Origin of the sequence: Gemmobacter caeni (assembly GCF_003054195.1) — a bacterium.
Lineage (GTDB): Bacteria > Pseudomonadota > Alphaproteobacteria > Rhodobacterales > Rhodobacteraceae > Gemmobacter > Gemmobacter caeni.
In genome coordinates this window covers 88,337-106,684 of record NZ_QBKP01000015.1, presented here as the reverse complement: position 1 = coordinate 106,684, position 18,348 = coordinate 88,337, and the positions used below count along the sequence as shown (strand labels likewise).

Below are 18,348 nucleotides of genomic sequence, written 5' to 3'. Positions count from 1 at the left end.
AATTTACCGGATGATCAGCATTCGGCGGGAGGGTGGGATGGCTGTATTCACGGGCGTGCGCGGACTGTCCTGGACAGCCGTTCTGCTGGACGAGGAACAGGAAATCGTCGGAACCAATTTCGATGTGGCGACGGTTCCGGACGACGAAACAGATGTGCGCCTGGGCGGCGCGGGCGCGGGCAGCCTTGCGCAGATTGTCGAGACCACACTGGCGGGCGAGTCGCTGAACATCCGCAATCTCGACATCCTCACGGGCGCCGCGCTGGAAGGCTACAGTTCGAACCTGACCATCCACGGCGATGTCAGCAATGCCGGAAGCTGGTCCCTGCTGACTGACTACATGACGGTGCTGGGCGGCAGCATCGACAATGCGGGCACCATCCGCATTCTTTCAGATGACGCGCAGAACAACAATTCCTCGGCCCTGAGGCTGGGCGATGGCACCACCACGCTGACCGGCGCAGGGCGGCTGGTGCTGGGGTCGCGGCTGGAAGGCGGCACCTCGAACAGCCTGTCCACGCAACTGACCGGGATGGATGGGGATGACGGTCTCGCGGTGCTGGAGAATTTCAGCACCATCGAAGGCGCGGGCACCATCGGCTACAACAAGAACCTTGGCGATCCGGGCGGCAATCTGGTTCTGCATAATGCCACCGGCGGCCTGGTCGATGCCAATGTCGCAGGGGTGCGGCTGCATCTTTACAGCGCCGATGTGACCGGGGCGAACCCGACGACGAATGCCGGTATCATGCGGGCCAGCGGGGGCGGCACACTGTATCTGCAAGTGCCGCTGCTGGAACAGACCGCCGGGGCAGAACTGCGGGCCGATGGCGCAGGCTCTGTGCTGCGACTGCATGACGGACGCATCGCCGGGGGTCATCTGGCAACGACCGGCGGCGGGCGGATCGAGACCGCGAATTTCCATACCACGCTGGACGGCGGCTCGGTCGCGGGCGCGCTGACCATCGACGCGGGCGGGCAGGTTCGCGCCACGCAGATGCTGGAACTCGCGGGCGAGATCGTGAACCGGGGCACGATCCAGGTGGACGGCTACTCAGGCCAGCTGGCAGCGACAGACCTGACGCTGCGCGGCGGGGGCGCGGTGGAACTGGCCTTCGACGTGGAGTCCGGCACCCAGTATCGCAATGCGCTGGTTCAGGGGGCAGACAGCGCGAAAACGGGCCTTCTGGTGAACGAGGACAATCTGATCCACGGCGCGGGCCAGATCGGCCGGCAGCAGGCCGCCATCGGCATGGGTCAGTCTGTGGCAATCCGCCTGTCACTGGAAAACGGCACCGATGGCATCATCGCGGCGGATGTGGCGGGCGCGCCCCTGACCTTGCAAGGGCTGGAGACTTTCCGCAACGCCGGGCTGCTGCGAGCCGAGACCGGGGCGACCCTGCGCATCGCCGCCGGATCAGGCGATGTGGCGACGGATTATGCCGATGAAGCGCAGGTGCTGGACAACAAGGGGGGCCGCATTCTCGCCACCGGCACCGCAGCGCGGGCAGAGCTTCAGGGCAACGGCCAGACCATGACAGTCGAGGGCGGCACGCTGGAGGGGCGCGCGGGCGGCGAAGTCCATCTGATGAACGCCAATGCAGTGCTGGATGGCAGCACGGCGCGCGGGGCCGTGACCCTGCTGGGCGATATCCGCGTGCAGGGCGGCGGCACACTCACCGGCCAGATCGACAACAAGGGCGATCTGCATTTCGACACCGCCCGCACTCAGCGCCTGCTGATCGAGGACACGGCGCGGCTGGCAGGCAAGGGCGAGGTACGGCTGGCCGAAACCGGCACACCCGGCGGCGAGATCCGGGGGGCGACGCAGGGCGGTGAGGCCACGCTGGAGAATATCAACAACTGGCTGCACGGCGCGGGCACCATCGGCAGCCTCTGGGCCGGATCGGGTGCGGCCGGCTATTTCCGCTATGGCCTGTCGCTGACCAATGCGGACGCAGGCCGGATCAGCGCCGATCTGAAAGGTCAGACGCTGCGGCTGGAAGGGCTGACCGCCTTCCGCAATGACGGGCTGGCAGAGGCGCTGAAAGGCGGCCTTTTGCAGCTTGCGGTGGGGGTGAATGACGCCGGGCGCGACATGGCCGCCGTGATCGCCAATCAGGGCGGCACGCTGCGTGCGGCGGGTGCGCGGGTCGAACTCGCGGGCGGCACCGCCAGCCTGACGGTGCAGGGCGGCACACTGGCAACGGTTAATGGCGGCGAAATCCTTGGTTACAGCGGCGCGGGGCTGGACGGCAGCGCCGGGGCGCTGAAGCTACAGGGCCTGTTCCGCGTCATGGGCACCACCACCCTGCGCGGTGAAATCGGCAGCACCGGCCAGATCCGCTTTGACGAGGCGGGCGGCACCCGTCTGGCCATCCACGCGAAGGGCGCCGCGCTGACCGGCAAGGGTCTCATTGTGATGGACGGTCTGACCGGACAGGACAGCCTGACCGGCAGCGGCGCCAGCGTGGCCCTGCTGACCAACGGCAATACCATCACTGGGGGCGGCTTCATCGGGTCGCTGGAAGGCGCCGCCGAGTTGAAACTGGCCAATACCGCAGGCGGCACGATCCGCGCCACCACCGGCCAGACCCTGACGCTCGACACAGGCCGCACGTTGCGCAACGAGGGTGTGATCGAGGCGCGCGGCGGCACGCTCGACCTGCACGACGATCTGACCGGCGCGGGCCGTCTTGGCGTTTCGGCAGGCGGCATGCTGCTGCTGAACGGCACTGCAAACGACCGCGTCACCATCACCGGGAACGGTAGCGAAACCGTGCGCGCCCGCGATGGCTGGGCCACCGGCATCAGCTTTCGCATCGACGGTTTCGGCACGGGCGACCGGCTTGAACTGGGCTCTGCCCATACCTTCGGCACAGATGGCCAGATCGAGGATTTCACCTTTTCGGCCAAAGGCCTGTTCCGCTACGATACCGGCGCGGGGCTGCGCAGTTTCACCCTTTCGGGCCTGTCGAAGACAGAACTGGCGGTCGAGGTCAGTGGCGGCATGGCGACGCTGGTCGGCATGAAGGTCACGCGCGGCGACAGCAGTGCCAATGTGATGGCGGGCAGCAAGGGCGATGACCGGCTGATGGGTCTGGGCGGCGCGGATACCTTCCGCTCTTCCGGCGGGAATGACATTTTCGACGGCGGCGCCGGGGCTGATCTGGTGACCTATGGCAGGGTAAAGGCGGGGGTGACAGTCACCCTCGGCGCGGGCACTGCGGACGGGCAGGCCAGCGGCAAGGGCATCGGCACCGACATCCTGCGCGGGATCGAACATGTCACAGGGGGCAGCGGCACCGACCGGATTACCGGCAATGCTGCCGCCAACCGGCTGGAGGGCGGCGGCCGTGGCGACCATCTGTCCGGACTTGGCGGGGCGGATACGCTCACGGGCGGGGCGGGGAATGACCGGCTGACAGGGGGCACCGGCAAGGATGTGCTGACCGGCGGCTCCGGGGCGGATGTCTTTGTCTTCGATACGGCGCTGAAACCCGGAAATGTCGACCGCATCACCGATTTCGACACCGGGGCCGACAGTATCGCGCTTGCGGGCAGCGCGTTCCGGTCTCTCCACGGTAAACTGGAAGAAAATGCCTTCAGGATCATTGGCGTGCCCGGCGCGAAGGTCGATGCCGATGACCGGCTGATCTATGACAGCGGCACGGGTGGATTGTTCTTCGATACCAACGGCAGCGGCGCGGGCGGACGCAAACTGATCGCGATGATCGGCGCAGGGCTGGACCTGACCGCCGGGCATTTCGACCTTCTGGGCTGATGCAAAAAGGGCGCCGGTTCTGCACCGGCGCCCCTTCTTGCTCTGCCCTGCCGATCAGCCGGCGTCGCGGTAATCCACCGTTTTCACATCATCGCCGGGGTTGGATTTCTTCCGGCGTTCGATCAGGCGGTTGATCGCGTTGACATAGGCCTTGACGCTGGCCACCACCGTATCGGTGTCGGCGGACTGACCGGTGGCGATCCGGCCTTCCTCTTCGATCCGCACGCTGACCGTGGCCTGCGCATCGGTGCCTTCGGTCACCGCATGCACCTGGTACAGCTGCAACCGCGCCTTGTGAGGGTAGAGCATCTTGACCGCGTTGAACGCCGCATCGACCGGCCCGTCGCCGGTGGCGTCAATGCTGTGCTCCGCCCCGTCAATCACCAGCGTCAGCTCCGCCTCCTGCGGGCCGTCGGTGCCGCAGACAACGCGCAGACGTTTCACCTGAATTGTGTCATGCGCCTCATGCGTATCGGCGTCTTTCACCAACGCCAGCAGGTCGTCGTCATAGACCTCTTTCTTGCGGTCGGCCAAAGCCTTGAAGCGCACGAACAGGTCATTCAGCTGGTTGTCACCCAGATCGACGCCCAGTTCCTTCATCTTGGCGCGCAGCGCCGCGCGGCCCGAATGCTTGCCCATTGCGATGTTCTTCGCGGTCAGGCCGATGCTTTCGGGGCGCATGATCTCGAAGGTCTCGACATTCTTCAGCACGCCATCCTGATGGATGCCGCTTTCGTGCAGGAAGGCGTTCTTGCCGACGATCGCCTTGTTGAACTGCACCGGGAAACCCGAAACGGTCGAGACACGGCGCGAGATATGCATGATCTTGGTCGTATCGATGCCGGTGGCATAGGGCATGATGTCATTCCTGACCTTCAGCGCCATCACCACTTCTTCCAGCGCGGCATTGCCGGCGCGTTCACCCAGACCGTTGATCGTGCATTCAATCTGCCGCGCACCCGCTTCCACAGCGGCCAGACTGTTCGCCGTCGCCATGCCCAGATCATTGTGGCAGTGGGTCGAAAAGATCACCTCGTCGGCGCCCGGCACACGCTCCAGCAGCATGCGGATCAGATCGGCACTTTCGCGCGGGGCGGTATAGCCCACGGTATCGGGAATGTTGATGGTGGTCGCGCCGGCGCGGATCGCGATCTCCACCACCCGGCACAGGTAATCATGTTCCGTCCGCGTCGCGTCCATCGCCGACCATTGCACGTTGTCGCACAGGTTACGGGCATGGGTGACGGTTTCATGGATGCGCTCGGCCATTTCATCCATGGTCAGGTTCGGGATGGCGCGGTGCAGCGGCGAGGTGCCGATGAAGGTATGGATACGCGGCGAGGCGGCATGTTTCACCGCCTCCCAGCAGCGGTCAATGTCCTTGAAATTCGCCCGGCTCAGCCCGCAGATCGTGCTGTTTTTCGCGCGTTTCGCGATTTCCGTCACCGCGTTGAAATCGCCTTCCGAGGCGATGGGAAAACCCGCCTCGATCACATCGACGCCCATCTCGTCCAAGAGGCCGGCAATTTCCAGCTTTTCCTCATGGGTCATGGTGGCGCCAGGCGACTGCTCGCCATCGCGCAGGGTGGTATCAAAAATCACGACGCGGGGTTGTGCGCTGCTGTCGGTCATGTGCTTGTCCTTGAGAATTCTGGTGCTTCGATCCCTGGGTGCTGGTCACCTCCGAGCGGTCGCACCCGAAGGCACGCTCAGAGGCAGCTAAGGAGAAGCAGGCCACGGGCGGCCGAGGCGCACAGCGGCGCATAGGAAATGATATGGAAGCCCGTGTTCATGGGGCGCGACTATAACGGCCGGGACGGGAAAGAAAAGAGGAAATGCACTAGTCCCGGTCCTTCTGCATGATCCCGGTAATCGCCGCCACCCCCAGCGCCGAGACCAGCCAGCCCATGCCTTGCAGGAGCCATTTCGCCCCCCATGCCATCGTGCCAAGGAAGTTGGCGGTGGTCGCCGCCCATGCACTTTCCTGCCCCAGATCGAACAGCGGCACGAAAACATCGGCCGCATAGGCGAAGGCGTTGAAGGTCTCATAATGCTGCCCCGCCCCCAGATGCTCCCAGGCATGGGCGGGGGCGGCGGGGTTCTCGGCCATGGCCTGCGCCCATTGCGCCGAGGTCATCACCACATCCGAATTGGGCACCATGCCCCCGGCCCGCCAGACGATGAAATAGCCCAGCGTCGCCACGGTCAGCACCTTGAGCGAGACGATCAGCGCTCGCTCCGGCAGGTAGCCATGCCCGACAACGCGCCCGATTAGCCAATGCGTGGCCTGCCAAAACCGCATGCGGCACCAGTGTTCACCAATATCCGCCCGCACCTCCTGCGCCGCCGCACTGTCGCCGCGGCTGCCGCGCCAGAGTTCGCTCAGCTTTTTGCGACCCTCACGCAACTGCTCCTGCCCCAGAATTTCCTCCCGCTCATAAAGCACCCGCCGCGCCGCTCGGTTATGGCCCATTGCAGCGAGGGTCTTGGCAAGCTGGGTGTAGGGTTGGGGAGAAAAGTGAACGCCTTTCAAACTTGCCAGCCAATTCAGACGTTCTTTTGTTTTCCAAACATCTACTAACCGATCATAAGAAAAGCCGATCAAGTGTATCTTGCCCGCGAACTGGTTCCAACTTTTAGGCTCGTCAACCAGATCGCTCACATGTGCCGACACGAGTTCTATGGCGCCATTGGACTCCCTGATATCCCTAAAGATCAGGCTTCCCGCCCGGAGTCCCTGGGCCTTGAGCACGGCATAGGTGCCACCAGCATCCAAATTGGCCCCAGTCAAAGAAATCTGGCCGCCCACAACTGCGTTCATAAGATTTATACAACCTCTTATCATAGCACCAGCGAAGCTCAGGTTATGTTTGACTTGCAGGCACTCGGCATGAAGCCCCGGAAGTTTGCTGCGCACAAAACTCACCTGATCAAATTGTGCGTAAGAGAGGACTGGTGCCTTCTCAAAAATAGCCTCGTCAAGAACTAGCTTGCCCCGCCCGATCGAATGACTCAAATCCAGCATCCCCGTAACCCAACCGCCTTCCAGCCAGACCCCGCTCTCATGCAGCCCGCAATCCTTGGTGCCGCCGAGGATCAGCAGGCGGATCAGGTCAGCACGAACGACATTGGCGTCGGTCGGCCCGGTCGGACGCTCATCGGAGAGGATGCAATGCTCCCCCTTCTGACATGCCGCAATCAGCCGCCGTTCCGCCTCGGTCGGCTCATAGCCGTTGTCAGGCTTCAGAAACGCGGCGACAGAGGGGATACGGGGCATGGTGGATCTCACTTGCACCCCATAGTTGTGGCGCGGCGCGGGTCAGCCTGCAAGCGGTGTCAGTCGCGCGCCGGGTCGTCATAGCGATGCACCTCGCCCAGCCGGTCCGTCACTCGCCATTCGCCCGGCGCGACCTCCTCCGCCATGCCCGGCGTCAGGGCGATCTTGCCCGCGCCGCCCGGAATATCCAGCACATAGGACGGCAGCGCGAGGCCCGAGAGGCGGCGTTTCAGCTCGGCCATCAGCGCGCGGCCCTCGGCGATGGTGGTGCGGAAATGGCTGGTGCCCTCGGCCAGATCGCAGTGATGCAGGTAGTAAGGCTTTACCCGGTTGCGGATCAGGGCGCGGAACAGCGCCTCCAGCGTGTCGGTATCATCATTCACGCCGCGCAGCAGCACCGATTGCGAGAACATCGCCACCCCGGCGCGGTTCAGCCGCCGCAGCACGGCCCGCGCGGGCTCACCCAACTCATCGGGGTGGTTGGTATGGATCACCAGATGCACGGGCTTCTCGCGGTCCAGCACCGCGAGCATGGCCGCATCCATCCGCTCCGGCGCGACCACCGGCACCCGGCTGTGAATGCGCAGGGTTTCCACATGCGGCACCGCCTCCAGCCGGTCGAGCACGGCCCCCAGCCGCCGCGCTGACAGGGACAGCGGATCGCCGCCGGTCAGGATGACCTCGCGGATTGCGGGCGTGGCGGCGATATAGGCCAGCGCCGCGTTCAGACCGGCCTCGGGCAATGCGCCCGCCGCGCCCACCGTCTCGCGCCGGAAACAGAAGCGGCAATAGACCTCGCAGGTCTGGGTGACGGCAAGGATTACCCGGTCGGGGTAGCGATGCGTCAGGCCCGGCGCCGGGCTGAAGGCACGGTCACCGATGGGGTCGGCGCGCTCCTCCGGGCGGATCAGCAGTTCCGCCACATCCGGCACGAATTGGCGCGCGACACCCGCCGACCCGGCCTGCGCGCGCATTGCGGGGCTGAGCCGGATGCGAAACCGCTCCGCCACGGCATCCAGCGCCGCCGAGGGCTCCACCAGCCCCGCCGCCGCCAGGTCGCTCACAGTGGTCAGAGCCTTCATCGCCATCGCCCCTTCGGAAAGCCCGGCGAAATGCGCGCGGCTTAGCGGTTTGTCAACCTCTGCCATGCAGGACTGGGGCGGAACGCACGAAAGGGTGACGGCGATGAAGGGAATCGTTTTTGTCGAACTGCTGAAAATGGCCGAAAACCTGCTGGGCGAGGCCGTGGTGGATGAGGTTCTGGACGACACGCCGCTGTCCACCGGCGGTGCGTTTTCCGCCGTGGGGGATTACCCCTGCGCCGATCTGGTCGCGCTGGTGGGCGCCTTCTCGCGCGTGACCGGCCTGCCGGGCGAGGAACTGCAACGCCGCTTCGGCCACTGGATGATGAACACCTTCAAAACCTATTATCCCGCCTTCTTCGAGGACAAACCCGATGTGCTGGCCATGCTGGAGGCGATCGAGGGCGAGGTGCATGTGGAGGTGCGCAAGATCTATCCCGGCGCCGAATTGCCGACATTCGCCACAGAAAGGCTCGGCCCAGGCGAGTTGCGGATGGATTACAGCTCCACCCGCCCGCTGGTGCCATTCTGTGCCGGGCTGATCGAGGGCTGTGTCGATCATTTCGGCAGGCCCGCCACCATCACCACACGCGATCTTTCCACCCCCGGTCAGGCGCGGGCCGAATTCACCATCCGCCACGACACGCCATGACCGTGCTTCCACCGCCCGATCAGGTGTCACGCCGTCGCTATGACCGGGAACGACGCGCGCGAGAAGAGGCCGAGGCCCTGCTCGAACAGAAAAGCCGCGAGCTTTACGAGGCCAATTGCGCGCTGGAAGGTCAGGCCCGCAATCTGGAAACCGAAGTGCGGTTGCGCACCGCCGATCTGGAACGCGCCCGCCAGCAGGCCGAGGCCGCGAACGCGGCGAAAAGCCTGTTTCTGGCCAACATGAGCCATGAGATCCGCACACCGCTGAACGGGGTTCTGGGCATGGCCGAACTGCTGGAGCCTCTCATCGACCCGCCCGAACAGCGCGCCATGGTGGCCACGATCCGCGAATCCGGTGAAACGCTGCTGCGGGTGCTGAACGACATTCTGGACCTGTCGAAGATCGACGCGGGCCATATGGAACTGGAAACCTCGGCCTTTCGTCCGGCGGATGTGGTGGCGCGGGTCGAGGCGCTCTATTCCCTGCGCGCGCAGGAAAAGGGGCTGTCCTTCGCCATCCTTGCCAGCGCCGATGCCGCGCGGTTGCGACTGGGCGACCCGCATCGTATGGCGCAGATCCTGCATAACCTGCTGGGCAATGCGATCAAGTTTACCGAAACCGGCGAGATCCGGGTGCTGATGACCTGCCCGCCGGGGCGACCCGTCACGCTGGATGTCACTGATACCGGCATCGGTATGACTGCAAACCAGCTTGCCCGCATGTTCGAGGATTTCCAGCAGGCCGATCCGACCATCACCCGCCGCTTCGGGGGCACCGGGCTGGGTATGGCCATCGTCAAAAAACTGGTCGGGATGATGGGGGGCGAGGTGAGCGCGCAGTCGCAACCCGGCTTCGGCACCCGAATCCGCGTGACCCTCCCCCTGCCAGAGGCAGAGGATATGCCGATGGTGCCGCCGGAGCCTGCACCACCAGATCTGCCGCTTGACCTGCTGCCCGGTTTGAAGGTGCTTGCCGCAGATGATAATGCCACCAACCGCAAGATCCTTGCGGCAATGCTGGCCCCCTGCGGGATATCGGTTGAGCTGGTCTGTGACGGCCGTCAGGCTATCGCCCGCGCATCGGAAAAGCGGTTCGATCTGATTCTGCTGGATATTTCGATGCCGGTCGTAGATGGCGTGACCGCCTTGCGAGCGATCCGCGAGGCGGAGCGCGCCTCGGGCTGGCCCGCCGTGCCTGCGCTGGCGATCACCGCCAATGCCATGCGCCATCAGGTCGAGGCTTATGCAGCGCAAGGCTTTGCCGGCCATGTGGCAAAACCCTTTTCACGGCAAAGGCTTCTGGCTGCTCTTTGTCAGATTGCGGCGAGAGATGGCTGACGCTGCACTCACCCACGCCAGTCCGAAAGCGCGCGGCTCAGTTGCCCGCTGGCGCGGCAGCGTCACCCGGCGCAGGCTCAGTCGAGGCGTCGGCCGGGGCGGGCTCCGGTGCTGCCACCAAAATCCCATTCAGCCACTGGCCCGAGCTTTCACGGCCATTGGCATAGCGCAACATTCCTTGCCCCTCGCGCCGCCCTTTGACGAAAGCGCCTTCATAGACGTCGCCATTGGCATAACGCGCGATGCCCTGCCCGGTCATCTCGCCCGCCACCCAGTCGCCCTCATAGCTGAAACCATCGGCCATGGTCATCTTGCCTTTGCCCTGCCGGGCACCATCGACAAAACCGCCAGTATAGGTCGCGCCATCCGCATAGGTCGCAATGCCCTCGCCGGTGCGCTTGCCCGCCACCCAGTCACCTTCGTAGCGATAGCCGTCAGGCCGGGTCAGCACACCCTCGCCCTGCGCCTGCCCATCAGCATAGGCACCTTCATAGACTGCGCCATCGGCATAGGTCGCCCGGCCCTGCCCCGCAATCTCGCCCGCGACCCAGTCGCCCTCATAGCCCGAACCATCCGCATAGGTGATGCGACCGCGTCCTTCGGGCTTGTCGGCCTTGAACGCACCCTCATAGACCGAGCCATCGGCATAGGTCATGCGCCCCGCACCTTCCATCCGGCCCGCGACCCAGTCACCATCATAGCTGTAGCCATCAGCGGTGCGAAACACGCCCTTGCCATCACGCTGATCGCCCCTGAAACCACCTTCGTAGACCGAGCCGTCCTTGTAGGTCATCTTGCCACGACCCTGACGCTCGCCCTCCACGAAGGCGCCTTCGTAAACCGAGCCATTGGGCTGGGTCAGCTTGCCCAGACCATTGATCTGTCCCTTGGCCCAATCGCCCTCATAAGTCAGGCCGTCGGGCATGGTCAGCTTGCCCTTGCCGTCGCGGTTGCCCGCCTTCATACCCCCGTCATAGACGGTGCCGTCCGGGTAGGTCAGCTTGCCCTGCCCATCCTTCATGCCCCTGAGCCAGCCGCCTTCGTAAACCGCCCCTTCGGCCGAGGTCAGCTTGCCCTGCCCCTCATGCACCGCATCAACGAAATCGCCCTCGTAGACCGAGCCATCGGCATAGCGTGCGACACCCTTGCCGGTGATCTTGCCGTCCGACCAGTCGCCTTCATAGGTGCTGTTGTCGGCATAGGTGATCTTGCCCTTGCCAAAGGGCTTGCCCCCGAGAAAATCCCCCTCGTAGACCGAGCCATTGGGATAGCGGGCAGTGCCGCGGCCACGGATCTCACCTTCGACCCATTCGCCGCTGTATTCGAATCCATTGGTCAGCCGGTAGGTGCCCTGCCCGTGCTGCCGCCCGTTGAGGAACTGCCCCTCGTAGACCGAACCGTCATCATATTGCTTGACCAGCACATCGGAGGTGTTCTGCGCCGCGACCGGCAAGGCCAGTGCCATCGCCAGCCCCGCTGCGCCCATGCCCATCCCGAACCGCTTCCGCATCCTCGCCCCCCGGATCCCTGTGCCGCTTCCTCCTTTTCCTTGGCCGTCAGTCTGCTAGAAAGCAAGACAAATCCTCGGGACGCCGCTCCCGCTGCCAGACGGAGAGCCGCCCATGGCCGCAGACCGCTTTCGCCTGACGCTTGCCCAACTGAACCCGGTTGTGGGCGATATCGCGGGCAATGCCGCCAAGGCCCGCAGCGCCTGGGCCGAGGCGAAGGCCGCAGGCGCCGACATGCTGGCGCTGACCGAAATGTTCATCACCGGCTATCAGACTCAGGATCTGATCCTGAAGCGGGTTTTTGCCGATGCGGCAGAGGCGGCGATCCTGGCGCTGGCCGCCGATTGTGCCGAAGGCCCGGCCATCGGCATCGGTGGCCCGGCGCGGGTAGGCGACAGGCTTCACAATGCCTGGTGGGTTTTGCAGGGCGGCAAGGTGGTGGCGAAGGTGTTGAAGCACCATCTGCCAAACAGCGATGTCTTCGACGAAAAGCGCATCTTTTCACCCGCCGATGTCTCCGGTCCCTACCGGATCGGCCCGATCCGCATCGGCACGCCGATCTGCGAGGACGCCTGGCACCCCGATGTGGCCGAAACGCTGGCCGAGACCGGGGCAGAGATCCTGCTGGTGCCCAATGGCTCGCCCTATCACCGGGGCAAGCCGAACCTGCGGCTGAACCTGATGGTGGCGCGCGTGGTCGAGACCGGGCTGCCGCTGGTCTACCTCAATATGGTGGGCGGCCAGGACGATCAGGTTTTCGACGGGTCGAGCATGGTGCTGAATCCCGGCGGTGCGCTCGCGGTGCAGATGCCGCAATTCGACACCTGCCTGACCCATGTGGATTTCACGCGCGGGCCGGAAGGCTGGCGCGCGGAGCCCGGCATGATCGCCGAAATCCCCCGGATCTGGGAGGCGGATTATCGCGCCTGCGTCATGGGTTTGCAGGATTACATGGCGAAAACCGGCTTCCGAAAGGTGTTGTTGGGCCTGTCGGGGGGCATTGACAGCGCCATCGTTGCCACCATCGCCGCCGATGCGCTGGGGCCCGAGAATGTGCGCTGCGTCATGCTGCCCTCGGCCTATACGTCGGAGCATTCGCTGGAAGATGCGGGTGAGGTCGCGCGCAATCTGGGCTGTCGGCTGGATACCGTGCCGATCGGCGGGGCGCAGGCGGCGGTCGGCGAGGCGCTGGCCGACCTGTTTGCAGACACCGAACCGGGCATCACCGAGGAAAACGTGCAAAGCCGGCTGCGCGGGCTGATGCTGATGGCGCTGTCGAACAAGTTTGGCGAGATGCTGCTGACCACCGGCAACAAATCCGAAGTGGCGGTGGGCTACTGCACCATCTATGGCGACATGAACGGCGGCTACAATCCGATCAAGGATATGTACAAGACCCGCGTGTTCGAAACCTGCCGCTGGCGCAATGACAACCATCGGCCCTGGATGAAGGGTCCGGCGGGCGCGGTGATCCCCGAACGGGTCATCATCAAACCACCCAGCGCCGAATTGCGCCCTGACCAGAAGGATCAGGACAGTCTGCCCCCTTATGAGGTGCTGGATGCGATCCTGGAGGGGCTGGTCGATCAGGAACTTTCGGTGGCCGAGATTGTGGCACAGGGTTATGACCACGCCACTGTGAAACGGGTGGAGCATCTGCTGTATATCAGCGAATACAAGCGCTTCCAGTCGGCGCCCGGCGTGCGGCTGACCCCCCGCGCCTTCTGGCTGGACCGCCGCTACCCCATCGCCAACCGCTTCCGCGATCCGGGCTGAACCGGGTTCCGTGCATCAGCGAACATCCGCCCTGCGGCCGCACCGAATGGGCGCAGGGCCGCCTGCGCACTATGTTAGCTGCATAACTGCACCCGACAGGAGGACAGGATGACCGCCGTCAAGCTCGCAATCGTATTTTACTCGACCTATTCGACCAACCTTCAGATGGCCCGCATCGCCGCCGAAGCAGCTGAGGCTGCGGGCGCCGAGGTCCGTCTGCGCCGTGTCGCGGAAACCGCACCGGCCGAAGTGGTGAACGGGCAGGATGCGTGGAAAGCCACGCTGGACAAGATGCAGGACATCCCGGTTGCGACGCCCGACGACATGGAATGGGCCAATGCCTATCTGTTTTCGGCCCCCACCCGCTTTGGCCAGGCGCCGTCGCAGATGCGCGCCTTCATCGACACGCTGGGCGGTCTGTGGTTCAAGGGCGCGCTGGCAGGCAAGCCCGTCACCGCGATGACCTCGGCGCAGAACCCGCATGGCGGGCAGGAGGCGACGATCCTCGGACTTTACACCACCTTCGCGCATTGGGGGTCGATCATCGTGCCGCCGGGCTTTACCGATCAGGCGATCTTCGCGGCGGGCGGCAACCCCTATGGCTACAGCCATACCCAGGGCAAAGAGTTCGATGACAATGCGAAAGCCGCCATCGGCCATCAGGCGCGTCGTCTGGTCGATGTGGCCGCAAAGCTGGGCTGAGCGCCACGAGCTTTCCTGAAAACTCTTGCAATTCCTTGATCAAGAAAATTGGGGGCGGCGCTGCCGCCCCTTTGCGTTACAGCATCTGCTGGTAACTTGCAGGAACGAAGCGAAAGCCCTCGCCCTGTGCCTCGACATAGCCCACAGCCGGAAACGGCATGTGATATCCGATAAAGGGCGTGCGGTCAGCGGCCAGCATTCCCAAAAGCTTGCGCCGGGTCGCCGCGCCCGCCGACTTGTCCATGTCGAACCGCACCTCCCAGTCGGGGCGCTGCATGGAAAAGACGTAGTGGTTCACCGTATCCGCCGTGATGACCAGCGATTTGCCGCCGCTTTCCAGCCGATAGGCCATATGCCCCGGTGAATGGCCGAAGGCCGCGATGGCGCTGATGCCGGGCGCGACGCTGCCGCCGTCATCGAGCATGGTCATCTTGTCGCTCAGCGGTTTGACCTTGGTGTCAAACCCCTCGTTACCCGCGCCGGACCAATGGTTGTGCTCCACCGCGCCGGTGACGTAGCGGGCATTGGTGAAGGTCGGCGCCTCGCCCGCAAGCCCGCCGATGTGATCGCCATGCATATGGGTCAGCACCACGACGTCCACCTGATCGGGCGTGACGCCCGCCGCCGCCAGCGCGGCCGTGATGGCTTCGGGCGCAAGGCCGGTGTCGAACAGCACCAGTTCCGCCCCGGTATTCACCAGCGTCGGGGTGAAGAAGTTCACCGACATGTCGGCGGGCAGGAAATTCGCCTGCGCGAGGGCGGCGAAATCTTCGGGGCTGGCGTTCAGGCCGAAGGTGCCGTTGGGATTTTCCATTGGACGGGTGCTGACAAGCAGCGTCGTCACCTCCATCTCGCCAAGGGGAAAACGATGAAAACCGGGCTGGGCGGCGCCCTGCATCGGTGCGGCGGCGCGGGCCGCGCGTGGCGCCAGCGCCATGGCGGGAACGGCGGCTGCGGCGAAAAGTGCCGCGCGGCGGGTGAGGGTCGGCGTGGTCGCTTCTGCGGTCATGTCACTCTCTCCTGTGTTGCAAGGCCTCAGCCTAACCCGGACCGCAGGATTCACCGCTTCACGGCTGCGTTATTCCCACCATGGATCGACCACGGCGATGTCATCATCCGACCAGCCGAAGTGATGGGCGAATTCATGGATCGTGACATGCGTCACCAACTCGCCCAGCGAAACGTCGCCACGCTCCATCCATTCATCCAGAATGGGGCGGCGGAACAGCCAGATCACATCCGGCCCCGCCGGCTGGTCGCTGACAGATTTCTCGGTCAGGGGAATACCCTCGTAAAGCCCGGTCAGTTCGAACGGATCGGCGATGTTCATGGCATCAAGGATGTCGTCGGGCGGAAAATCCTCGACCCGCAGCAGGACCATGGTCGCGGCCTTGCGAAAGGGTTCGGGCAGGCTCATCACGGCCTCATGGGCCAGTTGTTCGATCAGGGCGAGGTCGGGGGCGATGGTGTTGGCGCTGGCATGGGTCATGGCGTGGCAGCATACCCGCCCCCCCGCCTGCGCGATATGGACAAATGCGTGCCCGCATGCGAAAGGGCGCGGGTTGCAGGAGGCACAAAATGACCACCGTTACCCGCTTCGCGCCCTCGCCCACCGGCTATATCCATGTCGGCAATCTGCGCACCGCGCTGATGAACTATCTGATCGCCCGCAAGACCGGCGGCCAGTTCATCCTCCGGCTGGATGACACCGACCAGGAACGCTCGAAGCAGGAATACGCTGATGCGATCATGGCCGATCTGGAATGGCTGGGCCTGCATTGGGACCGGGTGGAACGTCAGTCGCTGCGGCTGGAGCGTTACCGCGCCGAGGCGGAAACGCTGAAGGCGAAGGGCCGGTTCTATGAATGTTTCGAAAGCCCGACCGAGCTGGACCTGAAGCGCAAGAAGCTGCTGAACATGGGCAAGCCACCGGTCTATGACCGCGCGTCCTACCGGCTGTCGGACGACGAGAAGGCGAAGTTCCGCGCCGAAGGGCGCGATGGTTACTGGCGCTTCCTGCTGGATCAGGAGCGGATCGAATGGACCGACGGTATCCTTGGCCCAATCTCGATCGACGCAGCCAGCGTGTCTGACCCGGTGCTGATCCGTGCCGATGGACAGGTGCTTTATACCTTCGCTTCGTCGGTTGATGACATCGACATGGGCGTGACCCATATCGTGCGCGGCGCCGACCATGTGACCAATACCGCGACGCAGATCCAGATCATGCAGGCCATGGGCGGCACGCCCCCGGCCTTCGCCCACCATTCGCTGCTGACCGGCGCCAAGGGCGAGGAACTGTCGAAGCGCCTTGGCACGCTGTCCCTGCGCGACCTGCGCGCACGGGGGGTGGAGCCGCTGGCGCTGCTGTCGCTGATGGCGCGGCTGGGATCGTCGAAGCCCGTGGTTCTGGCAGGCTCGCTGGACGAGATCGCAGAAGGCTTCGATGTCGAAAGCTTCGGCTCCGCCCCGACCAAATTCGACGCGGAAGACCTGTTCCCGCTGACCCGCGCCCATGTGCAGGCGCTGCCGCTGGATGCGGTGGCGGATCGCATCCGCGCGCTGGGGGTGCCGGAGGACAAGCTGGCGGCCTTCTGGCGCGTGGCCAAGGACAACATCACCGTGCTGGACGATCTGGCCGGCTGGTGGGAACTGTTCCGCGACGGCGCCGAGCCGCTGGTCGAGGACGAGGATCGCGATTTCGTCGCGCAGGCGCTGACCCTGCTGCCCGCCCAGCCCTGGACCGAAACCACCTGGTCGGAATGGACCACGGCGGTGAAAGAGGCGACGGGCCGCAAGGGCAAGGGGCTGTTCATGCCGCTGCGCAAGGCGCTGACCGGGCGGGCCAACGGGCCGGAAATGGCGGATGTGATGCCGCTGTTGCAGAAGGCGCCACGCGCACTTTGAGCCGCGAAAGGGCCGCCCACCGGGCGGCCTTTTTCATTCCGGTGCACCAAATATTGCAAGTCTGCAAGGATAGCCAAAGTCCACCCGCCACCACCCGCGCGAAATGTTCGATAAGTGCAAGCCCTTACAGAACACGCGGAATTGTGCCGTCCACGCAGACTCCGGGCTTTCGCCGGTCGGGTGCTGTCTTTATATGAAGGCGCCCGCGCCGGAAACGGCCTGAGTCGCGGGCTGATCCGTTTTTGCTCATCGAAGGACGCAGTCCAGCATGTCACTCACCGGCCTCTTTTCGTCGGATATGGCGATCGACCTCGGCACCGCGAATACGCTTGTCTATATCCGGGGCAAGGGCATCGTGCTGAACGAACCCTCGGTGGTGGCGTACCATGTGAAGGACGGCAAGAAGCAGGTTCTCGCCGTGGGCGAGGATGCCAAGCTGATGCTGGGCCGGACGCCGGGCAGCATCGAGGCCATCCGCCCGATGCGCGACGGCGTGATTGCCGATTTCGACAGCGCGGAGGAAATGATCAAGCATTTCATCCGCAAGGTTCACAAGCGCACGACCTTCGCCAAACCGAAGATCATCGTCTGCGTGCCGCATGGCGCGACCCCGGTGGAAAAGCGCGCGATCCGCAATTCGGTGCTGCAAGCCGGTGCGCGCCGCGCGGGCCTGATCGCCGAGCCTATCGCGGCGGCGATCGGCGCGGGGATGCCGATCACCGAACCGACCGGCAGCATGGTGGTCGACATCGGCGGCGGCACGACCGAAGTGGCCGTTCTGTCGCTGGGTGACATCGTTTATGCGCGTTCCGTCCGTGTGGGCGGCGACCGGATGGACGAGGCGATCATCAGCTACCTGCGCCGTCATCAGAACCTGCTGATCGGCGAAAGCACGGCGGAGCGCATCAAGACCTCGATCGGCACGGCGCGGATGCCCGATGACGGGCGCGGCGCCTCGATGCAGATCCGCGGCCGCGACCTGCTGAATGGCGTGCCGAAAGAAACCGAGATCAACCAGGCCCAGGTGGCCGAGGCGTTGGCCGAACCCGTGCAGCAGATCTGCGACGCGGTGATGCAGGCGCTGGAAACCACCCCGCCCGATCTGGCGGCCGATATCGTGGATCGCGGCGTGATGCTGACCGGCGGTGGTGCGCTGCTGGGCGATCTGGATCTGGCGCTGCGCGAACAGACCGGCCTGTCGATTTCCGTCGCCAATGAATCGCTCAACTGTGTAGCGCTTGGCACCGGCAAGGCGCTGGAATACGAAAAACAACTGCGGCACGTCATCGACTACGATAGCTGAGCCGCAGGACACAGCGCATC

The 18,348-nt window shown here is 64.5% G+C and carries 13 protein-coding genes; 7 read left to right on the top strand and 6 right to left on the bottom strand.

Annotation, left to right across the window (positions count from 1 at the left end):
- The first annotated feature begins 37 nt into the window (after nt 1-37).
- Nucleotides 38-3,784 (top strand): calcium-binding protein, encoded by a 3,747-nt coding sequence (locus C8N34_RS27185; RefSeq protein WP_158640740.1) that lies wholly within the window; start codon nt 38-40, stop codon nt 3,782-3,784.
- A gap of 54 nt (nt 3,785-3,838) precedes the next feature.
- Here C8N34_RS27185 and C8N34_RS19475 read toward each other — a convergent pair whose 3' ends face one another.
- The 3 genes from C8N34_RS19475 to C8N34_RS19465 all read right to left on the bottom strand — a co-directional run bounded on the left by C8N34_RS19475 (nt 3,839) and on the right by C8N34_RS19465 (nt 8,149).
- Complete coding sequence (locus C8N34_RS19475) at nt 3,839-5,416, bottom strand: 2-isopropylmalate synthase (RefSeq protein ID WP_108130166.1); 1,578 nt, start codon at nt 5,414-5,416, stop codon at nt 3,839-3,841.
- Nucleotides 5,417-5,624: 208 nt separating this feature from the next.
- Entirely contained in the window at nt 5,625-7,061 is a 1,437-nt protein-coding gene (locus tag C8N34_RS19470; RefSeq protein ID WP_108130165.1) for a hypothetical protein, read from the bottom strand.
- 59 nt (nt 7,062-7,120) lie between these two features.
- Nucleotides 7,121-8,149 carry a lysine-2,3-aminomutase-like protein gene (locus tag C8N34_RS19465; RefSeq protein WP_108130176.1) on the bottom strand — a complete coding sequence of 343 codons (1,029 nt, stop codon included), beginning with the start codon at nt 8,147-8,149 and terminating at the stop codon, nt 7,121-7,123.
- A gap of 97 nt (nt 8,150-8,246) precedes the next feature.
- Between C8N34_RS19465 and C8N34_RS19460 the strand changes: the two genes are divergently transcribed.
- A complete protein-coding gene (locus C8N34_RS19460) occupies nt 8,247-8,795 on the top strand; it encodes a heme NO-binding domain-containing protein (protein WP_108130164.1) in 549 nt (182 codons plus the stop codon).
- Entirely contained in the window at nt 8,792-10,132 is a 1,341-nt protein-coding gene (locus C8N34_RS19455; RefSeq protein WP_108130163.1) for an ATP-binding protein, read from the top strand. The genes C8N34_RS19460 and C8N34_RS19455 overlap by 4 nt, the downstream gene beginning before the upstream one ends.
- A gap of 37 nt (nt 10,133-10,169) precedes the next feature.
- Here the strand turns inward: C8N34_RS19455 and C8N34_RS19450 are convergent, their stop codons facing one another.
- Nucleotides 10,170-11,642, bottom strand: coding sequence for an MORN repeat-containing protein (locus C8N34_RS19450; RefSeq protein WP_054303163.1), 1,473 nt, complete (start codon nt 11,640-11,642; stop codon nt 10,170-10,172).
- A 112-nt stretch (nt 11,643-11,754) separates the two neighbouring features.
- On the opposite strand from C8N34_RS19450, the gene C8N34_RS19445 reads away from it, so the two are divergent.
- Nucleotides 11,755-13,416: an NAD+ synthase gene (locus tag C8N34_RS19445; RefSeq protein WP_108130162.1), complete on the top strand. Its 1,662-nt coding sequence runs from the start codon at nt 11,755-11,757 to the stop codon at nt 13,414-13,416.
- Between the two features lie 108 nt (nt 13,417-13,524).
- Entirely contained in the window at nt 13,525-14,118 is a 594-nt protein-coding gene (gene wrbA / locus C8N34_RS19440; RefSeq protein WP_054303161.1) for an NAD(P)H:quinone oxidoreductase type IV, read from the top strand.
- 76 nt (nt 14,119-14,194) lie between these two features.
- Here wrbA and C8N34_RS19435 read toward each other — a convergent pair whose 3' ends face one another.
- Nucleotides 14,195-15,127: an MBL fold metallo-hydrolase gene (locus C8N34_RS19435; protein ID WP_108130161.1), complete on the bottom strand. Its 933-nt coding sequence runs from the start codon at nt 15,125-15,127 to the stop codon at nt 14,195-14,197.
- Nucleotides 15,128-15,196: 69 nt separating this feature from the next.
- Entirely contained in the window at nt 15,197-15,607 is a 411-nt protein-coding gene (locus tag C8N34_RS19430; protein ID WP_108130160.1) for a metallopeptidase family protein, read from the bottom strand.
- Nucleotides 15,608-15,696: 89 nt separating this feature from the next.
- Between C8N34_RS19430 and gltX the strand changes: the two genes are divergently transcribed.
- Together gltX and C8N34_RS19420 are read left to right on the top strand one after the other, a co-directional pair.
- Nucleotides 15,697-17,025, top strand: a complete 1,329-nt coding sequence (gltX, locus tag C8N34_RS19425; RefSeq protein WP_108130159.1) for a glutamate--tRNA ligase — start codon at nt 15,697-15,699, stop codon at nt 17,023-17,025.
- Between the two features lie 268 nt (nt 17,026-17,293).
- Nucleotides 17,294-18,328 (top strand): rod shape-determining protein, encoded by a 1,035-nt coding sequence (locus C8N34_RS19420; RefSeq protein WP_054301132.1) that lies wholly within the window; start codon nt 17,294-17,296, stop codon nt 18,326-18,328.
- The last annotated feature ends 20 nt before the right edge of the window (nt 18,329-18,348 follow it).

Coding starts and splice junctions, on each gene's coding strand:
- C8N34_RS19460 (WP_108130164.1), top strand. CDS start 8,247: ATGAAGGGAATCGTTTTTGTCGAACTGCTGAAAATGGCCGAAAACCTG.
- C8N34_RS19470 (WP_108130165.1), bottom strand. CDS start 7,061: ATGCCCCGTATCCCCTCTGTCGCCGCGTTTCTGAAGCCTGACAACGGC.
- C8N34_RS19450 (WP_054303163.1), bottom strand. CDS start 11,642: ATGCGGAAGCGGTTCGGGATGGGCATGGGCGCAGCGGGGCTGGCGATG.
- wrbA (WP_054303161.1), top strand. CDS start 13,525: ATGACCGCCGTCAAGCTCGCAATCGTATTTTACTCGACCTATTCGACC.
- C8N34_RS19420 (WP_054301132.1), top strand. CDS start 17,294: ATGTCACTCACCGGCCTCTTTTCGTCGGATATGGCGATCGACCTCGGC.
- gltX (WP_108130159.1), top strand. CDS start 15,697: ATGACCACCGTTACCCGCTTCGCGCCCTCGCCCACCGGCTATATCCAT.
- C8N34_RS27185 (WP_158640740.1), top strand. CDS start 38: ATGGCTGTATTCACGGGCGTGCGCGGACTGTCCTGGACAGCCGTTCTG.
- C8N34_RS19445 (WP_108130162.1), top strand. CDS start 11,755: ATGGCCGCAGACCGCTTTCGCCTGACGCTTGCCCAACTGAACCCGGTT.
- C8N34_RS19455 (WP_108130163.1), top strand. CDS start 8,792: ATGACCGTGCTTCCACCGCCCGATCAGGTGTCACGCCGTCGCTATGAC.
- C8N34_RS19435 (WP_108130161.1), bottom strand. CDS start 15,127: ATGACCGCAGAAGCGACCACGCCGACCCTCACCCGCCGCGCGGCACTT.
- C8N34_RS19465 (WP_108130176.1), bottom strand. CDS start 8,149: ATGGCGATGAAGGCTCTGACCACTGTGAGCGACCTGGCGGCGGCGGGG.
- C8N34_RS19430 (WP_108130160.1), bottom strand. CDS start 15,607: ATGACCCATGCCAGCGCCAACACCATCGCCCCCGACCTCGCCCTGATC.
- C8N34_RS19475 (WP_108130166.1), bottom strand. CDS start 5,416: ATGACCGACAGCAGCGCACAACCCCGCGTCGTGATTTTTGATACCACC.